The sequence below is a fragment of the Pseudomonas sp. S07E 245 genome (assembly GCF_019599025.1).
GTDB classification, from domain to species: Bacteria; Pseudomonadota; Gammaproteobacteria; order Pseudomonadales; family Pseudomonadaceae; genus Aquipseudomonas; species Aquipseudomonas shirazensis.
The window spans coordinates 4,153,000-4,167,500 of the sequence record NZ_CP080625.1 but is presented as its reverse complement, the minus strand read 5'-3'; the positions used below and the strand labels follow the sequence as shown (position 1 = coordinate 4,167,500).

Below are 14,501 nucleotides of genomic sequence, written 5' to 3'. Positions count from 1 at the left end.
GTAGGGGGTAGAGCACTGTTTCGGCTAGGGGGTCATCCCGACTTACCAAACCGATGCAAACTCCGAATACCTACAAGTGCCGAGCATGGGAGACACACGGCGGGTGCTAACGTCCGTCGTGAAAAGGGAAACAACCCAGACCGTCAGCTAAGGTCCCAAAGTCATGGTTAAGTGGGAAACGATGTGGGAAGGCTTAGACAGCTAGGAGGTTGGCTTAGAAGCAGCCACCCTTTAAAGAAAGCGTAATAGCTCACTAGTCGAGTCGGCCTGCGCGGAAGATGTAACGGGGCTCAAACCATGCACCGAAGCTACGGGTATCACCTTTTGGTGATGCGGTAGAGGAGCGTTCTGTAAGCCTGTGAAGGTGAGTTGAGAAGCTTGCTGGAGGTATCAGAAGTGCGAATGCTGACATGAGTAACGACAATGCGAGTGAAAAACTTGCACGCCGAAAGACCAAGGTTTCCTGCGCAACGTTAATCGACGCAGGGTTAGTCGGTCCCTAAGGCGAGGCTGAAAAGCGTAGTCGATGGAAAACAGGTTAATATTCCTGTACTTCCGATTGTTGCGATGGAGGGACGGAGAAGGCTAGGCCAGCTTGGCGTTGGTAGTCCAAGTTTAAGGTGGTAGGCTGGGATCTTAGGCAAATCCGGGATCCCAAGGCCGAGAGCTGATGACGAGTTGCCTTTAGGCGACGAAGTGGTTGATGCCATGCTTCCAAGAAAAGCTCCTAAGCTTCAGACAATCGGGAACCGTACCCCAAACCGACACAGGTGGTTAGGTAGAGAATACCAAGGCGCTTGAGAGAACTCGGGTGAAGGAACTAGGCAAAATGGCACCGTAACTTCGGGAGAAGGTGCGCCGGCGAAGGTGAAGGGTTTACCCCGTAAGCTTTTGCCGGTCGAAGATACCAGGCCGCTGCGACTGTTTATTAAAAACACAGCACTCTGCAAACACGAAAGTGGACGTATAGGGTGTGACGCCTGCCCGGTGCCGGAAGGTTAATTGATGGGGTTAGCGCAAGCGAAGCTCTTGATCGAAGCCCCGGTAAACGGCGGCCGTAACTATAACGGTCCTAAGGTAGCGAAATTCCTTGTCGGGTAAGTTCCGACCTGCACGAATGGCGTAACGATGGCGGCGCTGTCTCCACCCGAGACTCAGTGAAATTGAAATCGCTGTGAAGATGCAGTGTATCCGCGGCTAGACGGAAAGACCCCGTGAACCTTTACTATAGCTTTGCACTGGACTTTGAATTTGCTTGTGTAGGATAGGTGGGAGGCTTTGAAGTGGGGACGCCAGTTCTCATGGAGCCATCCTTGAAATACCACCCTGGCAACTTTGAGGTTCTAACTCAGGTCCGTTATCCGGATCGAGGACAGTGTATGGTGGGTAGTTTGACTGGGGCGGTCTCCTCCCAAAGAGTAACGGAGGAGTACGAAGGTGCGCTCAGACCGGTCGGAAATCGGTCGTAGAGTATAAAGGCAAAAGCGCGCTTGACTGCGAGACCCACACGTCGAGCAGGTACGAAAGTAGGTCTTAGTGATCCGGTGGTTCTGTATGGAAGGGCCATCGCTCAACGGATAAAAGGTACTCCGGGGATAACAGGCTGATACCGCCCAAGAGTTCATATCGACGGCGGTGTTTGGCACCTCGATGTCGGCTCATCACATCCTGGGGCTGAAGCCGGTCCCAAGGGTATGGCTGTTCGCCATTTAAAGTGGTACGCGAGCTGGGTTTAGAACGTCGTGAGACAGTTCGGTCCCTATCTGCCGTGGACGTTTGAGATTTGAGAGGGGCTGCTCCTAGTACGAGAGGACCGGAGTGGACGAACCTCTGGTGTTCCGGTTGTCACGCCAGTGGCATTGCCGGGTAGCTATGTTCGGAAGAGATAACCGCTGAAAGCATCTAAGCGGGAAACTTGCCTCAAGATGAGATCTCACTGGGATCTAGAATCCCCTGAAGGGCCGTCGAAGACTACGACGTTGATAGGTTGGGTGTGTAAGCGCTGTGAGGCGTTGAGCTAACCAATACTAATTGCCCGTGAGGCTTGACCATATAACACCCAAGCAATTTGCTCATGCAGATTGCGGTGGTGAAGACGAAACGCTGAAGATTCGTACACAAACATCACATATCCGAATTTGCTGGGCCGTTCATCTGGACGTTCTGGCTACAGAATTTCTTGACGACAATAGAGCATTGGAACCACCTGATCCCATCCCGAACTCAGTAGTGAAACGATGCATCGCCGATGGTAGTGTGGGGTCTCCCCATGTGAGAGTAGGTCATCGTCAAGATTCATTTCGCAAAACCCCTATCTGCGCGAGCAGGTAGGGGTTTTGTCTTTAAGTAGAGAGACTCAAGTTTCGCTGACACGTCTACCGACGGTTCGGCACACAGAATTTCTTGACGACAATAGAGCATTGGAACCACCTGATCCCATCCCGAACTCAGCAGTGAAACGATGCATCGCCGATGGTAGTGTGGGGTCTCCCCATGTGAGAGTAGGTCATCGTCAAGATTCAAATCCAAAGCCCCTGTCAGCGTTGCTGACAGGGGCTTTGTCTTTCTCGGCGGACTGCTTTGCTGTCAGGCCCCGGCCAAGACAACAGCCCAATAAAAAGGCCCGCTCCTGAATCCAGGAGCGGGCCTTTTGGCTTTCAGCCAGTGCGGTCAGAACTGATAGCTGACGGTAGCGCTGACATTGCGTTCCTCACCCATGTAGCAGTAGCTCAGGCTGGCACACGAAGCGATGTAGCTCTCATTGGTCAGGTTGTTGGCGTTAAGGCGCAGATCTACACCCTTGAGGCCGACCTTGCCCAGGTCGTAACCGATGGAAGCGTCGAACAAGGTGTAGGAGGGCACCTTCATGCTGTTTTCAGCATCTACCCAGCTGTACCCCACATAGCGTATGCCGCCGCCCAGCCTAAGGCCATCCAGAGCGCCCTGGCGGAAGTCGTAGTCGGCCCACAGCGAGAACATCTGCTTGGGCGCCTGCGTCGGCGAGTTGCCCTTGTTGTCTACAGTTGCCGCAGCCAGGCTAGGCATCGACTTGGCGTACTCGATGTCGGTGAAGGTGTAGCCACCCAACAGCTTCAGGTTATCGGTCACCTGCACATGCGCTTCCAGTTCCAGGCCTTGTGAGCGCACCTGGCCTACTGCCCGGTAGAACTCCTCGTTGGGCTGTTTGGACGCGAGGTTTTCCTGTTCAATACGGAACACCGAGGCCGTGAACAGGTTGTCGCTACCCGGCGGCTGATACTTGACCCCGGCTTCCCACTGGGTGCCCTCGGTCGGCGCCAGAGGCCGGCCGTTCTGATCAGAAACGGTATTGGGGTTGAACGACTCGGAATAGCTCACATACGGAGCGATACCGTTTTCAAACAGGTAGAGCACGCCTGCGCGCGTAGTGAAGCTTGAACGGTCGTCACTGACCCGGGTGTCGCTGTCACGGTTTTCTTCGGAGACCTTGACCCAGTCCTGGCGCAGCCCCAGTGAAAAGCGCCACTGGTCGAGCTCGACCAGGTCCTGCAAGTACACACCGGTCTGCTGCAGGCGCCGCGTGTAGTTGTTTTCACCCAGTATCTGCAAGTTGCCGTTGCCGTACTGCGGGTTGGCCGCATTCAGGCTGTCGACGCTGCCATAGCGCCAGGCTACGTCGGCTTTACGCCGCTGATAGTCGGTACCCAGCAGCACCGTGTGCTTGGCCGCCCCGGTGAAGAATTCCGCCTGCAGCATGTTGTCGATGATGAACGAATGCAGGCGCTCGTCGCCGCCGGTGTAGGCCCGGTTCATGATGTTGCTGTCGGTCGCGCCCCAGCCGGCGAAGTAGACTTGATCCATCGACACGTCGGAATCCTGGTAGCGGAAGTTCTGTCGAGCGGTGAACACATCGTTGAAGCGGTGCTCCAGCTGATAACTGAACGACTGCTGGGTGCGTTCATAGTTGTCGATGCCCGGCTCACCCTCGAAGAAGTGATCTGACAGCCGCTGACCATTGCGCTTGTGCAGCACGCCAGAAGCAGGCAGGCCGCCGTGGTAGCCGCCGTTGGGATCTTTCTGCAGGTAGGCCTGCAAGGTCAGCGAAGTATCCTCGCTGAAGTCGATGCTGATCGCTGGGGCGATGGCGTAGCGTTCTTCCTTGTTGTGGTCGAACTGGGTGTCAGCCGAATCAGCAAGGCCGGTCAGGCGATAGGCAATCCGCTTGTCGTCATCCAGCGGCCCGCTCAAGTCAAAGCCCATGCCGCGCTGGCCTTGGGTGCCGACGGTTGCCTGAACCTGGTGGAAGGCCTCGAAGGTCGGTTTCTTGGTGGTCAGCGCAACCAGCCCGCCTGGCGAGCTGCGGCCGTAGAGCACCGAGGATGGTCCTTTGAGGATATCGATACGCTCGAGGAAATACGGATCGACCTGCATGGTGCTGTAGGTGCCGTTATCACCCATCGACTTCAAGCCGTCGACATAGATGTTATCCACCGAGCCATCGTTGAAGCCGCGCATGGCCACATAGTCATAGCGGTGGGTGGCGCCATAGGGGTTGGTCAGCACCCCGGGCGTGTAGCGCATGGCCTGGGCAACCGTCTGCGAGCCCTGGTCGTCCATTTGCTGGCGGGTAACCACTGACACCGACTGGGTGGTCTCCAGAATAGGCGTACTGGTCTTGGTGGCGATCTGGCTGTGGGTGGCGTTGTAGCCCTCCATGCTGCCTAGCGCGTTGCCGAGGGTGAAACCGCGTACATCGGTGTCAGGCAAGGCCAGCGCAGCGTCTGCGGCTTGCTCGCGCAGTACGTAGCGGCTGCCATCGCTGCTGTCAGCTTGCAGGCCCGTGCCGTTGAGCAACTGGCGCAGTGCCTGGTTGGTCGAGTACGCGCCTTGCAGGCCAGGTGACTGCAGCTCGGCAGTCAATTGCGGGGTGCTCGACAGTGTTATACCAGCCTGGCGAGCGAACTGATTGAGCACATCATCGAGGTTGCCGGCGGCGATGCTGTACTGCTGGGAGGCACTGGCGGTTTCTGCTGCCTGGCTCAGGGGCGCGACAGCGGCCATGCCCAATGCCGTGCCGAACAAGGCGGCGCGTATGGCTCTGCCTAGAAGGGCTGAATTCAAGACAGGTCGAAAATCATTCTCGTTGATGCGGTGTGGTGAACGCTGGCCGGGCATGAGGGATCCGTAGGCTGATTAAGGGCAGTTGATGGTGCTTACTGTCCAAGCCGGACGTGTCAGCGCTTCCCGCCAAAAAAACTGGCGTCAGGCTGCCCGCTCCAGCCGCACCCACCAGCGGGTGCGTTGATGCAGGCGCACCGGCAGCGTCTGCGGCAGTAGCTCAAGCAACGCATCGGTGTCTGCCAGGCGGTACACGCCGGACAAGCGCAGATCGGCCACGTCGTCGCTACAACTGAGGAACCCGGGTCGATAGCGGGCCACCTCGGCGACGAAGTCCGCCAGGCGCATGTTGCCAGTCACGATGAGGCCGTCAGCCCAGGCGGCCGCGTCCATGTCGGGCTGCTCGACCACGCGGGGCCCATGCGCGTCTATCGACCAGTGCTGGCCGCTGCCCAGCCAGTGCAGAGCAGATGGGCCAGGGCCATGCAGCGCTACTTGGCCGGCGCTGACACTCACCTGTGTACAGTCGTCACGCTGACGCACCGTAAAACGACCATTCACGCCTTCAAGCAAAGCGTCGCGCGTTTGCACCAGCAGCGGTCGGCCGTTGGCTTGAGCGTCGCTGCAGGTCAGCATCAGCTCGCCGTGGTTGAGGCGAATCAAGCGCTGGCGGGCATCAAAGGCAAGGTCGGCAGCGCTGCGTGTGTTGAGTTGCAGCAGCGAGCCGTCCGGCAGGGTGACGCTGCGCCGCTCGCCAGTGCCAGTGCTGTAGTCGGAACTCCAGTCACTCAGCAACTGCAGGTCCTTGCTCAACCAGCTCGCCGAGCCAATCAGCGCAGCGCCCCCCAGCAGTTTCAACGCTTGGCGCCGATGCAGACGGCGCTCGCTGGTTTCTAGTGTATGCAGCGCCAGGCCTGCGCCGGGGATGGCGCGCAGGTCGAGATCGTGGTGCAGGCTGAGCACTCGCTGCCAGGCGCGCTCATGTTCCGGGTGGGCCTCGCGCCATTGTTCACACTTGCGCTGCAAACGCTGATCTGGCCCGCTTTCGCGCAGCCGCAGCATCCACTGGATCGCTTGTTTGACGACGGTTGCCGAAGGCTGCGCAGCGCTCATCGATCTATAGCTCGTTCTCAAAGCGCAGTTGATAGCAGTGGTAGAGCGCATCGGCGATGTAACGCTCGACCGAGCGCAGCGAGATGCCCATCTGCTCGGCAATCGCCTTGTGGCTCAGGCCTTCGCATTGGGCCAGCAGAAACGCACGGCGTACCTTCGGTTTGAGGCCGTCGAGCATGCGCGCAATACGCTCGAGCAACTCCAGCAGCAGCTCGCGAGTTTCCGCCGAGGGTGCCTGCGCTTCGGGGAAATGCGACAGCGCCTCGCAGTAGGCGCGAGCCAGTTCTTCGCGGCGCCAATGGTCGATGACCAGGCCGCGGGCGACTGTGCGCAGAAAGGCTCGTGGGGTATTCAGCTGCAACTGGTCGCGGCGCTGGAGCAGGCGCACGAAGGTATCTTGCGCCAGGTCAGCGGCATCGGCAGCGTTACCCAGCTTGCTCCGGAGCCAATTGTGCAACCAGCCGTGATGTTCGCTGTAGAGCGTGTGCACGGAGTCGTGAGAAGACATGAAGATACGCCGCCAGCACTGCTGCATGAATGATAATTAGTCTCATTGTTTGCGGTCAGCGCTGATTTTGCAACCGCAATGTCAGCTGCTCTGAGCATCCAGGTAGCGGCGAATGGTACGGGCGCCTTTATTCAAATGCTCGGCGAGGATCTCGACCGCGTCATCCACCCGCTTTTCACTGGCTGCATCGACCAACGCGTTGTGATCATCCTGAGTGAGTTTGCCCAAGCCCATCGCAGACAGGTGAAAGCGCAGGAAGCGTTCTTCTTCATTGAGCTCGCTGTCGATCAAGCGCAGTAGTTTCTGATTGTGTGCCTTGCAGTACAGGCTCATGTGCAACAAACGATTGAGGCGGCCGATCTCGGCGTGTCCGGTCTGGTTTTCCAGTTGCTCGATGTAGCTGCGGGCGAGGGCGATATCGGTAGCCTCCAGCAGCGGAACCGACTGGCGCAGCGCCTCCGACTCAAGCAGCACACGCAGGGCGTAGCTGTCGACGGCATCCTCACCGATCAGCGGCGCGACCACCGCACCCTTGTGCATGACCACTTGCAGCAAACCCTGCGCTTCGAGTTGGCGCAGCGCCTCGCGCACGGGCATCCGGCTGACGCCGAACAGTGTCGCCAGCTCTTGCTGGCGCACGGCAGTGCCAGGAGGCAGGCGCCCGTCGATGATCGCGCTACGCAAGCGCTCTTCAATGACACTGCGAGCCAGATGTGCCGGGACTTGCTCAGTGCCAAGCACGGCAGACAACAGTTTGATTTTTTCGGCCACAGGGAGTCTGCCTCTACAACTGGCGGTATTGGATCCAATCAAGTTAGGGGCTTGCTGGAGGGGTGTCAAACCAGGGTGACAAAACAGTTTTGCCGCCCGTTTTGCGGGAGGCGGCTATGGTGAAGGAAGTCCATGCCGAGGGGAAGCCGGTGCGACGTTCGGGCTGTTATTGATTCAGCACGCAGTGATTGCAAGGTGCCATTGTCTTTTCCCGCCACAGGCCGCACCATCGCGGCTCCCGATTGGTCTGCACAGGTCTTCGCAGTGGCGATACCCAGCATGCTCAGTGTTGTCATGCGTCGGCTCGGCCTTGCTGCCTTGCTGGCATGCATGCTGCTGGGCGGCTTGCATGCGGATTGGGACTTTGCTCAGATCAGCCAGCGGGCGCAAAAGCTATATGGGCCGCTAGGTGCAGGCAAGGAACGCATCGATGCCTGGCAGAACCTGCTGGCGACGCAACAACAGGGCAGTGAGCTGGAGCGTCTGCAAGTGGTCAACCGCTTCTTCAACCAGCAGTTGCGCTACACCGAGGATATCGACCTGTGGCATGAGGTCGATTACTGGGCTACCCCGATCCAGTCTCTGCTCAAAGGCGCTGGCGATTGCGAAGACTACGCCATCGCCAAGTACTTCAGCCTGCGGCGTATGGGCATTGCCAGTGACAAGCTGCGCATTACCTACGTCAAGGCATTACGCCAGAACCGCGCGCACATGGTCCTGACCTACTATGCCAACCCACAGGCGCAGCCGCTGGTACTGGACAGCCTGATGGATGCGATCAAACCGGCCAGCCAGCGTACCGACCTGTTGCCGGTGTATTCCTTCAACGGTGAAGGGCTGTGGCTGACAGGCGCGGCGGGCAACAAGAAGGTCGGTGATACCAAGCGCCTGTCGCGCTGGCAGGATTTGCTGAAAAAAATGCAGGCCGAAGGCTTCCCGGCGGAGCCGGTCTACTGAAGGAGCACCGATGTCACTGTTCAAACAATTGCTGCTAGCCATTTGCTTGTTCCTCGTCGTTGCCTTCAGCGGCAGCTTCATGGTCAGCCTGGAAAGCTCACGTAGCCAGTATGTGAACCAGCTGCGTTCCCATGCTCAGGATGCGGCGACCGCCCTGGCCTTGTCGCTGACGCCGAATATCGACGACCCGGCGATGGTCGAGCTGATGGTCAGCTCGATTTTCGACAGTGGCTATTACTCCAGCATCAAGGTGGTCGACCTGCAGTCCAATGCGGTGTTGGTCGAGCGCCACGCCGAGCCTGACCGCGGCGGTGTCCCGGCCTGGTTCATCGGCATGATCGGCCTGGAGCCTGCGGGAGGTGACGCGATCGTCAGTCGTGGCTGGCAGCAGGCGGCGCGAGTCGAAGTGATCAGCCACCCGATGTTTGCCCTGGCCAAGCTGTGGCAGAGCGCGCTGGGCAGCCTGGGCTGGCTGTTGCTGTGTGGCGCGGTGAGTGCAGTGCTTGGCGCATTGCTGCTGCGCCGGCAACTGCGCCCGCTGGATTACATGGTCGAGCAGTCGCATGCGATCGCCCGGCGCGAATTCCTCAGCCTGCCCGAGCTGCCGCGCACCCCCGAGCTGCGCCGCGTGGTGCAGGCGATGAACCAGATGGTCGAGAAGCTCAAGGCGCTGTTCACCGAACAGGCCGAGCGCAGCGACAAGCTGCGGGCCGAGTCTTACCAGGACAGCCTGACCGGGCTGGCCAACCGGCGCTACTTCGAGATGCAACTGGCAGCCCGCGTCAGCAATATGGAAGAAGCCCGCGCCGGTTACCTGCTGTTGCTGCGGGTAATGGACCTGGCCGGCCTCAACGCACGCATGGGCGGCCAGCGCACCGACCAGTTGCTGCAGGCAGTAGGTGAGCAGCTACGCCGCACCTGTGCCAGCTTCCCGCAGACCAATGACCTGATCACCCGTAGCCGCGGCGGTGAGTTTGCCGTGCTGGCGCCGGGCATGGTCCACGAAGAAGCGATCCAGCTGGCCCAGGCGCTGGAAGCTACCCTGCACAGCCTGCACGAAACAGGGGCCAGTGACGTCGACCCAGTTGCCTGCATTGGCCTGGCGCCCTACAGCCCCGGTGATGCGCCGCAGGCGCTGCTGAAACTTGCCGACGAAGCGTTGGCCCGTGCCGAGAGTCAGCCGGCACCCGGTTGGGTGTGCCTGGAGCAGGGCGTCGCTGCTCAGGCTGCAGACAGCCATCATGCCTGGCATGCGCGGTTGGATCAGGCCCTGAGCGGCGGCCAGTTCGAGCTGTACTTCCAGCCCGTGGTCGCCAGCGAGGCGCCTGCACAGATCCTCCATTACAAAGTGATCTCGCGGCTGCATGACGAGCAGGGCGAGGCGCTGGCGGCGGGTCGCTTCCTGCCGTGGCTGGAGCGCTTCGGTTGGGTGCCGCGGCTTGACCTGCTGGTGCTGGAGAAAGTCCTCAAGCATGTGCAAGGTCATCAGGAGTCGCTGTCGCTGAGCCTGTCGGCTGCAACCCTGGCCGATCCGCAAACGCTGCAGCGGGTGTTCGATCTGCTGGCCCAGCACCGTGCCCTGGGGCCGCGGCTGACCTTTGAACTGGCTGAAGAGCAATTGCCCGATCAGGCCGACCTGGAGCAGTTGACCCGCCGCCTGCATGCACTGGGCTTCGGCCTGGCGCTGCAACGCTTCGGTGGTCGTTTCAGCATGATCGGCAACCTTGCCCATCTGGGCCTGGCCTATCTGAAGATCGACGGCAGCTATATCCGCAGCATCGACCGCGAGCAGCACAAACGCCTGTTCATCGAGGCCATTCAGCGTGCGGCGCACAGCATCGACCTGCCGCTGATTGCCGAGCGGGTCGAAACCGAGGGTGAGTTGCAGGTACTGCGCGAGATGGGCGTGCAGGGTATTCAGGGGCAACTGGTGGGTGAGCCCGCGCCCTGGCGATGACTGACCGGGGCCGCTGCTGGCCCCCTCAGATCAAGCCGCTGGTGTCGTCATCGTCGATCAGGCTGTTCAGGCTGCCCAGCGACTTGCGCGCTGTGGAGCGGTTGAGCAGCTTGGACTGCGCGCCTGCCGGCAGGTCGGTGATGCTGAGGACGCCCTTGGTGGTCAGTACTTCGATCAGGTCTTCGAGCACACGGATCATGTCCAGGTCGCTCTGTTTGAGCTGCTTCAGGCTGTTTTCAACCTGATCGCCAGCAAACCATTCCTGAATTTCGGCGCTGTCGGCAGGGACCATTTCGTTGTACTGCTCGAACTCGGCGGCTTCCACCCGCAACAGCTGGCCCTTTTCGTCGCGTTGCACGTAGAACATGATCTGCCTCCGGTTATCCTGAATCCCTGCCCTGACTAGCCAGCATAGGCAACAAGGCCCACTTGAGCTAACTGCTCGCGTGGGCCTGCGTTGTTGCGGCTACCGATCAGCGCTCGCGCAACGCCTCTGCACGAGCTTTGACAATCGGTTTGAGCAGGTAGCTCATGATGGTTTTCTTGCCGGTCATGATGTCGACCGTGGCGACCATCCCCGGGATGATCAACAGTGGCTTCTCGTCGGTACCCAGATGGCTGCGATCGGTACGCAGGCGGATCAGGTAGTAGGTGGTCTTCTTGTCTTCGTCGGTGATGGTGTCGGCGCCGATCTGCTCCAGCTTGGCCTTGAGCCCGCCGTATACGGTGTAGTCGTAGGCGGTGAACTTGACCGTGGCTTCCTGGCCCGGGTGGAGGAAGGCGATGTCCTTGGGCAGAATCTTCGCCTCGACCACCAGGGTATCGTCCAGCGGCACGATCTCGACGATATCGCTGCCAGGCTGGATCACGCCGCCGATGGTATTGACCAGCAGCTGCTTGACGATGCCACGCACTGGCGAGGTCACCAGAGTACGGTTGACACGGTCATCCAGGGCCTTGCTGGTGGCGGTAGCCTTGCTCAGCTCGGTACGCGCCTCGTTCAGCTGAGTCAGCGCGTCGCTGCGGAACTTGCCCCGGGTCTCTTCGATCTTGCTCTGCACTTCCTTGATCGCCGCTTCAGCGCGCGGTATCGCCAGCGTGGTGGCGTCCAACTGGCCGCGAACCTCGACTTCCGAGCGGCGCAGACGCAGCACCTCGACCTGAGACACTGCACCCTGGGCCACCAAAGGCTCGGACATGCCGATCTCCTGACGCAGCAGCTGCAGGCTGTTGGCGTACTGGGCACGCTTGGAGGTGAACTCGCGCAGCTCTTGCTGGCGCTGGACCAATTGCTGCTCGAGGCCGCCGATTTCATCGCGCAATTGCTGGCGGCGGCTCTGGAACAGCGACTCTTCGTTGCTCGCCTGTTGCGGTGCGGCTTTGCGCAGAACATCGTCGATCTGCAGCGCACGGTCTTCGATCTCGGCGTTCAAGCGCTCGACCCGCATGGCCATGGCCAGGCGGTCGGCTTCGGTCTCGCCGACGTTGGAGGCGAAGCGGGTCTCGTCCAGACGCAGCAAAGGTTGGCCGATCTCGACGATCTGCCCTTCCTTGGCGAAGATCTCGGAAACGATGCCGCCTTCCAGGTTCTGGATCTTCTGCAGCTTGGACGACGGGATGGCCTTGCCCTCCCCGCGGGTCACTTCGTCGATGTGAGCGAAGCTGGCCCAGAGGATGAGGAACAGGAAAAACGCGATCACCCCCCAGATGGTCATGCGCACCACCCGCGGTGCATCCTCGACCAGCGACTTGCGCACTTCTGGCAAAGGCGCGCCGGCCAACGACTCCGAACCTTTGAAGTAGCGGCGCAAGCTATCTTTGAAGCCGTTTATATCCAACTTACGCGACACTGATCTGCCCCTTTTTCAGCGCATCCATGACCGAGGCTTTCGGGCCGTCGGCAACTACTTGTCCACGGTCGATCACGATCAGCCGGTCGACCAGCGACAGCAGCGAGGCGCGGTGGGTGACCAGAACCACGGTCTTGTGTTCGATAACCGCCTGCAAGCGCTGTTTGAGGCGCTCTTCGCCAGTGTTGTCCATGGCGCTGGTAGGCTCGTCGAGCAGCAGGATCTGCGGGTTGAGCAGCAATGCCCGGCCCAGGGTAACGTTCTGCCGCTGGCCGCCGGACAGGTTCTGCCCGCGCTCGCCAACCTGCAGCTCGTAACCGTCCGGGTGCAGCCTGGCGAATTCGTGTACTCCGGACAGCTCAGCCGCCTGCAGGATCAGTTCGTCCTCGACATAGCGCGCACCGCTGACCAGGTTGTCGCGCAGGGTGCCGGCCAGTAGCTGGATATCCTGCGGCACGTAACCGATGTTGTGGCGCAGCTCGCTGACGTCGATCTGGCGGATGTCCACGCCATCGACCAGCAGCGAACCGTTGTCTGCTTCGTACAGGCCGACGATCAGCTTGGCCAGCGAGCTCTTGCCCGAGCCGCTGCGGCCGATGATGCCGATTTTCTCGCCCGGGCGGATGTTCAGGTTGATGCCCTTGAGCGCCTGGTTCTGCTGGTTCGGGTAGGTGAAGTCGACCCCGCGGAACTCGATCGAGCCCTGCAGTACCTGGCGGCTCAGCGGGCGCTCTTCGAAATTGCGCTCCTGCGGCAGGTCCATCATCTGGTCGGTAGCGACCATGGTTACCCTGGCCTGCTGATAACGTGCCAGCAAGCCGTTGAGCTGGCCCAGCGGGCCCAGTGCACGGCCGCTGAGCATGTAGCAGGCCACCAGGCCGCCCATGCTCAGGTTGCCATCAATGATCTGGTAGACGCCCACGCAGATCAGCGCCACGCCCGCCAGCTGCTGGATCAGCATGGTGATATTCATTGCCAGGCCCGACAACACCTTGACCCGCAGCTCGAGGCGGCTGAGGGTGCCCAGGGTCTGCTCCCACATGTACTGGCGCTCGCTCTCGGCATTGTTGACCTTGACCGCATCGAGGCCGGCGAGGGTTTCGATCAGGCTCGACTGGCGCTCGGAGGCTAGCGCCATGGTCCGCTCCATGGTCGACATCAAAGGCTTCTGCAGCGCATAGCCAATGCCCAATGCCAGCGGGAAGGCAATGATCGGGATCCACACCAGGTGGCCGCCGAGCATGGCGATGACGATCAGGATCAGAATGGTGAACGGCAGGTCGATCAGGCTGGTCAGGGTCAGCGAGGCGAGGAAGTCACGCAGGCTCTGAAACTCGTGGATGTTCTGGGCGAAGCTGCCCACCCGTGCCGGGCGATGCTTCATCGACATGCCAACGATGCGCTCGAACAGCGTGGCCGACACGATCAAGTCGGTTTTCTTGCCGGCCAGGTCCAGGCACAGGCTGCGCAGCAACTTGAGCACCAGGTCGAACACGTAGGCACCGGCAATGCCGATGGCCAGCACCCACAAGGTCGAGGTGGCCTGGTTGGGTACGACCCGGTCGTAGACGTTCATCACGAACAACGGTGCAGCCAGAGCGATGATGTTGATCACCAGGCTGGCGGCGATTGCATCGATGTACAGCCACTTGCTGCGTAGCAGCGTGTCGCGGAACCACGAGCGGGTACGCGGGATCAGGTTGCCGTGGGTAACGTCGAATTTGTGCTGTGGCTGGGCAAAGAAGACCTTGCCACTGTAGTCACCCAGTAGCGCCTCGCGGCTGACCAGGACTTCGCCACCGTCGCTCTCGCTGAGCAGCAGACGCGCAGTGTCGTCGTTTTCCCAGCCCAGCAGAACTGCGCTGCGCCCTTCGTTGAGCAGCAACATGGCTGGCATGGCAATGGCCGGGATCTGCTCCAGCTTGCGTTGCAACAGGCGCCCTTGCAGGCCGGCCCTAGCGGCGGCGCGCGGCAGCAGCTCAGCGTTCAGGCGCTGGGACGGCAAGGGCAGCCCGGTGGTCAACATCGCCCGGCTGGCTGGCTTCTGGTGCAGGACACACAGGGTCAGCAGGCTATCCAGTAGAGGATCGTCATGCTGGCTGCGTGGATCGTGACTGAGTTGGACTCGACTGACTTCGGATTCCACGCGGCGCTCTCTTCAGACCTTGCGGTGTTTGGGACGATGCCCACCTTGGCTCTCGGCCGGGCGGTGCACATGCGGTTTGATGTCATTTTGCACTGATGGCCA

The 14,501-nt window shown here is 60.4% G+C and carries 9 protein-coding genes and 3 rRNA genes (1 of these 12 running past the window's edge); 5 read left to right on the top strand and 7 right to left on the bottom strand.

Annotated elements, in window-relative coordinates; genetic code table 11:
• The 3 genes from K3F44_RS19150 to rrf (K3F44_RS19140) all read left to right on the top strand — a co-directional run.
• Positions 1-2,052, top strand: a 23S ribosomal RNA gene (locus K3F44_RS19150) (it extends 841 nt beyond the left edge of the window).
• 126 nt (positions 2,053-2,178) lie between these two features.
• A 5S ribosomal RNA gene (gene rrf / locus K3F44_RS19145) occupies positions 2,179-2,294 on the top strand.
• Between the two features lie 108 nt (positions 2,295-2,402).
• Positions 2,403-2,518 (top strand): 5S ribosomal RNA (gene rrf / locus K3F44_RS19140).
• A gap of 152 nt (positions 2,519-2,670) precedes the next feature.
• Here the strand turns inward: rrf (K3F44_RS19140) and K3F44_RS19135 are convergent.
• From K3F44_RS19135 to K3F44_RS19120, 4 genes are all read right to left on the bottom strand, one after another.
• Positions 2,671-5,040, bottom strand: a complete 2,370-nt coding sequence (locus tag K3F44_RS19135; protein ID WP_259407005.1) for a TonB-dependent siderophore receptor — start codon at positions 5,038-5,040, stop codon at positions 2,671-2,673.
• 201 nt (positions 5,041-5,241) lie between these two features.
• Positions 5,242-6,210: a FecR domain-containing protein gene (locus K3F44_RS19130; RefSeq protein ID WP_220632807.1), complete on the bottom strand. Its 969-nt coding sequence runs from the start codon at positions 6,208-6,210 to the stop codon at positions 5,242-5,244.
• A 4-nt stretch (positions 6,211-6,214) separates the two neighbouring features.
• Positions 6,215-6,718 (bottom strand): sigma-70 family RNA polymerase sigma factor, encoded by a 504-nt coding sequence (locus tag K3F44_RS19125; protein WP_220632806.1) that lies wholly within the window; start codon positions 6,716-6,718, stop codon positions 6,215-6,217.
• An 81-nt stretch (positions 6,719-6,799) separates the two neighbouring features.
• Positions 6,800-7,489, bottom strand: a complete 690-nt coding sequence (locus K3F44_RS19120) for a GntR family transcriptional regulator (RefSeq protein ID WP_220632805.1) — start codon at positions 7,487-7,489, stop codon at positions 6,800-6,802.
• A gap of 195 nt (positions 7,490-7,684) precedes the next feature.
• Between K3F44_RS19120 and lapG the strand changes: the two genes are divergently transcribed.
• Together lapG and lapD are read left to right on the top strand one after the other, a co-directional pair.
• Positions 7,685-8,446: a cysteine protease LapG gene (lapG, locus tag K3F44_RS19115; RefSeq protein ID WP_224785603.1), complete on the top strand. Its 762-nt coding sequence runs from the start codon at positions 7,685-7,687 to the stop codon at positions 8,444-8,446.
• Positions 8,447-8,456: 10 nt separating this feature from the next.
• A complete protein-coding gene (gene lapD / locus K3F44_RS19110; RefSeq protein ID WP_220632804.1) occupies positions 8,457-10,403 on the top strand; it encodes a cyclic di-GMP receptor LapD in 1,947 nt (648 codons plus the stop codon).
• A 25-nt stretch (positions 10,404-10,428) separates the two neighbouring features.
• Here the strand turns inward: lapD and K3F44_RS19105 are convergent, their stop codons facing one another.
• From K3F44_RS19105 to K3F44_RS19095, 3 genes are all read right to left on the bottom strand, one after another.
• Positions 10,429-10,770 (bottom strand): tryptophan synthase subunit beta, encoded by a 342-nt coding sequence (locus K3F44_RS19105; RefSeq protein ID WP_220632803.1) that lies wholly within the window; start codon positions 10,768-10,770, stop codon positions 10,429-10,431.
• A gap of 106 nt (positions 10,771-10,876) precedes the next feature.
• The gene (locus K3F44_RS19100) at positions 10,877-12,253 is read right to left on the bottom strand and encodes an HlyD family type I secretion periplasmic adaptor subunit (protein ID WP_101322661.1); all 1,377 of its coding nucleotides are present in this window, start codon (positions 12,251-12,253) and stop codon (positions 10,877-10,879) included.
• Positions 12,243-14,399 (bottom strand): type I secretion system permease/ATPase, encoded by a 2,157-nt coding sequence (locus tag K3F44_RS19095; protein WP_101322660.1) that lies wholly within the window; start codon positions 14,397-14,399, stop codon positions 12,243-12,245. Before K3F44_RS19095 ends, K3F44_RS19100 begins: the two co-directional genes overlap by 11 nt.
• Between the last annotated feature and the right edge of the window lie 102 nt (positions 14,400-14,501).